The sequence below is a fragment of the Ruminococcus sp. CAG:330 genome (assembly GCF_000437175.1).
GTDB lineage: Bacteria > Bacillota > Clostridia > Oscillospirales > Ruminococcaceae > Ruminococcus_C.
Genome location: NZ_FR898089.1, coordinates 144,449 through 149,245 on the forward strand (window position 1 = coordinate 144,449; position 4,797 = coordinate 149,245).

Genomic DNA, 4,797 nt, shown 5'->3' on the forward strand with positions numbered 1-4,797 from the left:
GATCCGTGCGGTCAAGCCATTGATCTGCACTGCCGGATCATCCAGATCAATCAGCAGGTAGCGTCTGCCATTGACCAGCTGTGTCCGCACTTTTCCAGTGGCATCCTTGCCAATGGAAACAGTGACACCGTCCAGACTGATCGTCGTCTTGTTTTCCACAAGATTGCTGACGGCAATGGGACTATCCTTGGTTTCCTCCCGATATGCTTTCTGCACTGCCTCGGCACATTCGTGGCTGACGCCGGAGTCCAGCAGAACATCCCGCACGTGAATGTCATCAATCACAGGGATATCCGGATCGTTGGCGTACTCCGCTGCAATATCCCGCAGCTTGTCATTCACACTGGTAATCACAGAGTAGTTCAGTTCATCCGCCACATATTCTTGCAGGAGGTTCTGGAACGTCTCCTTCTGTTCCTGTGCCGTTCTGGTAAACGTACATCCCAGCACATTTTCCACGATGCTGACGTTTACTTCTTTCGGCTTGTGGGCGGAATACAGCACATGGTTGACATCTGGCCCTCTTCCTGTAAATGTCGGGTACAGGAATCCGTCTGTCGGAATTTCCGCAACAATTCTATCGTAGATGTTCTTCTTTTCAATGGCGTTGTCGTCCTCGTTATAGATCAAGCCGTCAACCCGCACCTCTACGGGGCAGATTGCAGCGATCAGGAAATGATATTCCTCGCTCTGATAGGGGTCGATTTCATCGCTCTTGGACTTCCGGAATACCGTATAAGTACAATGTCCCAGCAGAATCGCATAGTTGGAAACGTAATCCATGTTGTGCACGATCTGTTCCAGCAAAACGGAAACGGCATTCTCGTCTGTTAGCTTGGTGTTCAATGCCTCGTACAGAATCGCCTGACTTCCGCCCTCTTCGTATGCCTCGTTCGGAAATTCATATTCCAGCAAACCCTTTCCCAGAGTACCGGAGAGCACCCGCTTCAGCGTTGCCATCAGGCACTCATTTTCCTCGGAGGGAATGCTGTGGTACGGGCGGATGCTCTGACAGCGGATGTTCTTGTCCATGTCTACAAATGCCGTTACTACATGATTTAGGACAAAGAGATCGCTGGTTTCCGAGAAGTTCTTGCGAATCTCGGAGAGTTCTTTTTTATTCATCGAATATTCAGATTCCTTTCTGTGATTCTGCGCCGGAAAATGCACGCAGCGCACGGGAAACTGCTGCTACAGGAAGTCCCACAACGCTATAAAAGTCACCGTTGATTTTTTCCACCAGCAATGCGCCACGTCCCTGAATGCCATAGCCGCCTGCTTTGTCCAACGGTTCTCTCGTCGCCACGTAGTTCTGAATCTGCGCTTCTGTCAGCGGATAGAACGTCACTTCTGTTTCCGTCTGAAACGACACCACACGTGTTCCCTTTGCCAATGCTACGCCGGTCACGACCTGATGCGTTTTCCCGGAGAGCATGCGCAGCATTTCTGCCGCACGCTCCGGCGTGCCCGGTTTCCCCAGTATCCCGTTTCCCAGTACCACTGTGGTATCAGAGCCGAGCACCACATGTTCCGGATACTGCTCCGCCACGGCGCACGCTTTTTTTCGGGCGAGATACTGTGCTGCGTCCAGTACAGACAACGCAGGCGGCAGGGATTCCTCTACGGCTGCCGGAAAAACCGTGAAGTCCTCCGTAATCAGCCGCAGCAATTCCTGCCGCCGTGGCGAAGCTGAAGCTAAGATCAGCCCCATTACAGCACGTCCTTGGGGTCGTAGTTCGGTTCCTTGTAGATATGGCTGCTCTCTGTGACTTCCTTGCGGAATTCGTCCTGCCATTCTACCGGTGTAAAGTCCTCGACAGCAACGGAGATGTGATCCGGATTGCAGCCGATTGCCTCTACCAGCGCAGCAGCAACCTGATCAGCTGCCTTCTTTTTCTGTTCATCAGTTCTTCCCTTGAGCATTTTAATGGTGATATGCGGCATAAATGATTCCTCCTCAAAATATTCCGGCGCAGCACCGGTTGTTGAACAAACTTATTATAGCACACTTTTCAGGAGAATGCAAGCGCTGAAAAAGCAGATGGATTTCGCCAAAATCTTCGAAAGAAAATGTTTTGTGAGTTTCTCAAAAAACTTTTGCAAATTCCATTGCATTTTTCTATAAAATGTGGTACAATTGTGTTTGATTATGAGTGCTCGTTTTTCGCAAAGAAACGGCTTCTGCACACAGAAAGAATCTGTTTGAAAGAACAGGTTCTTTCTGCTGATTGGATACGGAGGCAACACCGCACAAAGTCCGCCTGTCGGCTTTGCACGCAATCTGCCGGCGCATGTTATGCACAGGTTTTGTGCAGCGTTGCCCTGACTTTACTTTTATTTTTTCAGGCGCTGCTTTGAAAGACAGCACCTCAGGAAGGCTGTGATGATAGGGTTGGAAAAAAAGCTGGCTTTATATGGGTTTAACAATCTCACCAAAACGCTGAGCTTTAACATTTTTGACGTATGTTATGCAAAGACAGAGCGGGAAAAACAGGATTACATCCGATATATTGATGAGCAGTACAACTCGGAACGTCTGACCAACATTCTCTGCGATGTCACAGAGATGATCGGCGCAACTGTTCTGAATATCTCCAAGCAAGACTACGAACCGCAAGGTGCTTCGGTGAATGTGCTCATCGCCGAGGGTTCTGTACCGCCGGAAAATATGGATGCCTCCTGCAACCACGGCTCTTCTTTTCTCCAGCGCCGTGACATTCACGCACATCTGGACAAGAGCCACGTCACTGTACACACATTTCCGGAGAGCCATCCGGACAATGAAGTCACCACCTTTCGGGTAGATCTCGACGTTTCCACCTGCGGCGAAATTTCTCCGCTGAGTACTTTGGACTACCTCATCCGCAGCTTTGACTCGGACATCATCACCATTGACTATCGTGTCCGTGGTTTTACACGGGATGTCTCCGGAAAAAAATGCTTTATGGATCATGATATGACCTCCATTCAGGATTTTATCAGCGAGGAAATTCTGATGCGGTATGACGTACAGGATGTGAATGTCTATCAGTCCAATATTTTCCACACCCGCATGCTCATCAAGGAACTGGAGCTGCAAAACTATTTGTTTAAAACCGATGCCTATGAACTGGATCCCCGTGTCAGACTGGATATCACCAACCGCCTCCGTCGGGAAATGATAGAGATCTTCAGCGGCAGAAATATCTACTGAGGAGGCTTGCGATTATGAAATGGACACAGCAGGATGCACCTTTGATGGAAGCGCTGAAAGAACATCTACTGAATCGTGTGGTACGCTTTGACGTTCCCGGACACAAGGGCGGAAGAGGCAATCAGGAACTCGCCGATTTTCTGGGAGACCGTTGTGTACAGATCGATGTGAACTCCATGAAAAACCTGGACAATCTCTGTCATCCGGTATCAGTGCTTCGGGATGCCCAGATGCTCGCAGCAGAGGCTTTTGGCGCTGCCAACGCCTTTTTCATCATCAACGGCGCAACCGGCGCTTCCCAGGCGATGATCATGTCAGTCTGCAAGGCGGGAGAAAAGCTCATCATGCCCCGCAATGTGCACCGCAGCGCCATCAATGCGCTGGTTGTCAATGGTGCCATTCCCGTCTATGTCGATCCGGACGAAAACAAGGATCTGGGCATTCCGCTGGGCATGTCCGTGGAGGCTGTGGAACGTGCCATTCTGGAAAATCCGGATGCCAAGGCGGTTCTGGTCAACAACCCGACCTACTATGGCGTTTGTCCGGATATCCGCCGTATTGCAAAGCTTGCCCACGAACACGGCATGCTGCTGCTGGCAGACGAAGCACATGGCACACATTTCTATTTTGGGGAGAATCTCCCTTGTTCTGCTATGGCTGCCGGTGCAGACATGGCTTCTGTCAGCATTCACAAGACCGGCGGTTCTCTGACACAGAGCGCCATGCTGCTCTGTGCAGACAGCGTAAATGCAGACTATGTGCGGCAGGTCATCAACCTGACACAAACCACCAGTGCGTCTTATCTGCTCATGGTATCGCTGGATATTGCCCGGCGGAATCTGGCACTGAATGGCCGGGAGATGTACCGAAAAGCGGTGCAGTATGTGGACTATGCACGGGAGGAAATCAACCGCATCGGCGGGTATTATGTCTACGGAGACGAGCTTTGCAACGGCAATTCGTTCTATGCGTTTGACCGGACAAAACTCTCCATCCACACCAGAAACACCGGTCTGGCAGGCATTGAGGTGTACGACTTGCTTCGGGACGAATACGGCATTCAGATCGAGTTCGGCGACATCGGCAATATCCTTGCCATTGTCACGGCCGGAGACCGTGCATTGGAGATCGAACGGCTGATCTCGGCGTTGTCGGAGATCAAGCGGCTGTACGGCGGTGACCCCACCGGCATGCTGCAAAGCGAGTATCTGGCTCCGGACGTGGCACTCCCCCCGCAGCAGGCGTTTTATGCGGACAAAAAAGCTGTGCCGCTGGAACAGAGTGTGGGCGAAATTTGCAGTGAGTTTGTCATGTGCTATCCGCCGGGAATCCCGATTCTCGCCCCCGGCGAACGCATTACGGCGGATATTGTGAACTATATCCAGTACGCCAAGGAAAAGGGCTGTTCTCTGACCGGGCCGCAGGATATGGAGATTGCGAGATTGAATGTGGTGAAGAAGTAGGGGCTACTGTTTGCTTAGCAAATCGGAATTAATGGAAGGATTGGTATAGAAATGATAAGACGAATTAACTACTCGGTGCAGTTTTAAAGCTGACAACAGGTTGTGCCGAGATTAGTAAAAAAGATTTGTGTTGTCAGAATC

General features: G+C 50.7%; 5 protein-coding genes. 2 read left to right on the plus strand and 3 right to left on the minus strand.

Annotated features, from left to right (window positions below; all coding sequences use genetic code 11):
* From QZL66_RS10860 to QZL66_RS10870, 3 genes are all read right to left on the minus strand, one after another.
* Positions 1-1,125, minus strand: a 1,125-nt coding sequence (locus tag QZL66_RS10860) for a DUF4317 domain-containing protein (RefSeq protein ID WP_293615085.1), incomplete at its 3' end; no start/stop codon positions are given.
* 7 nt (positions 1,126-1,132) lie between these two features.
* On the minus strand, positions 1,133-1,711 hold the full coding sequence (locus QZL66_RS10865; RefSeq protein WP_022411744.1) for a Maf family protein: 579 nt from the start codon (positions 1,709-1,711) through the stop codon (positions 1,133-1,135).
* Positions 1,711-1,944: a tautomerase family protein gene (locus QZL66_RS10870; RefSeq protein ID WP_022411745.1), complete on the minus strand. Its 234-nt coding sequence runs from the start codon at positions 1,942-1,944 to the stop codon at positions 1,711-1,713. The genes QZL66_RS10865 and QZL66_RS10870 overlap by 1 nt, the downstream gene beginning before the upstream one ends.
* Positions 1,945-2,380: 436 nt before the next feature.
* On the opposite strand from QZL66_RS10870, the gene speD reads away from it, so the two are divergent.
* Together speD and QZL66_RS10880 are read left to right on the plus strand one after the other, a co-directional pair.
* Entirely contained in the window at positions 2,381-3,193 is an 813-nt protein-coding gene (speD, locus tag QZL66_RS10875) for an adenosylmethionine decarboxylase (RefSeq protein ID WP_226942500.1), read from the plus strand.
* A 14-nt stretch (positions 3,194-3,207) separates the two neighbouring features.
* A complete protein-coding gene (locus tag QZL66_RS10880; RefSeq protein WP_022411747.1) occupies positions 3,208-4,656 on the plus strand; it encodes an aminotransferase class I/II-fold pyridoxal phosphate-dependent enzyme in 1,449 nt (482 codons plus the stop codon).
* Positions 4,657-4,797: the final 141 nt, after the last annotated feature.

What these genes read in the sequence shown, in the direction of transcription:
- QZL66_RS10880 (WP_022411747.1), top strand. Translation starts at nt 3,208, where the DNA reads ATGAAATGGACACAGCAGGATGCACCTTTGATGGAAGCGCTGAAAGAA.
- QZL66_RS10865 (WP_022411744.1), bottom strand. Translation starts at nt 1,711, where the DNA reads ATGGGGCTGATCTTAGCTTCAGCTTCGCCACGGCGGCAGGAATTGCTG.
- QZL66_RS10870 (WP_022411745.1), bottom strand. Translation starts at nt 1,944, where the DNA reads ATGCCGCATATCACCATTAAAATGCTCAAGGGAAGAACTGATGAACAG.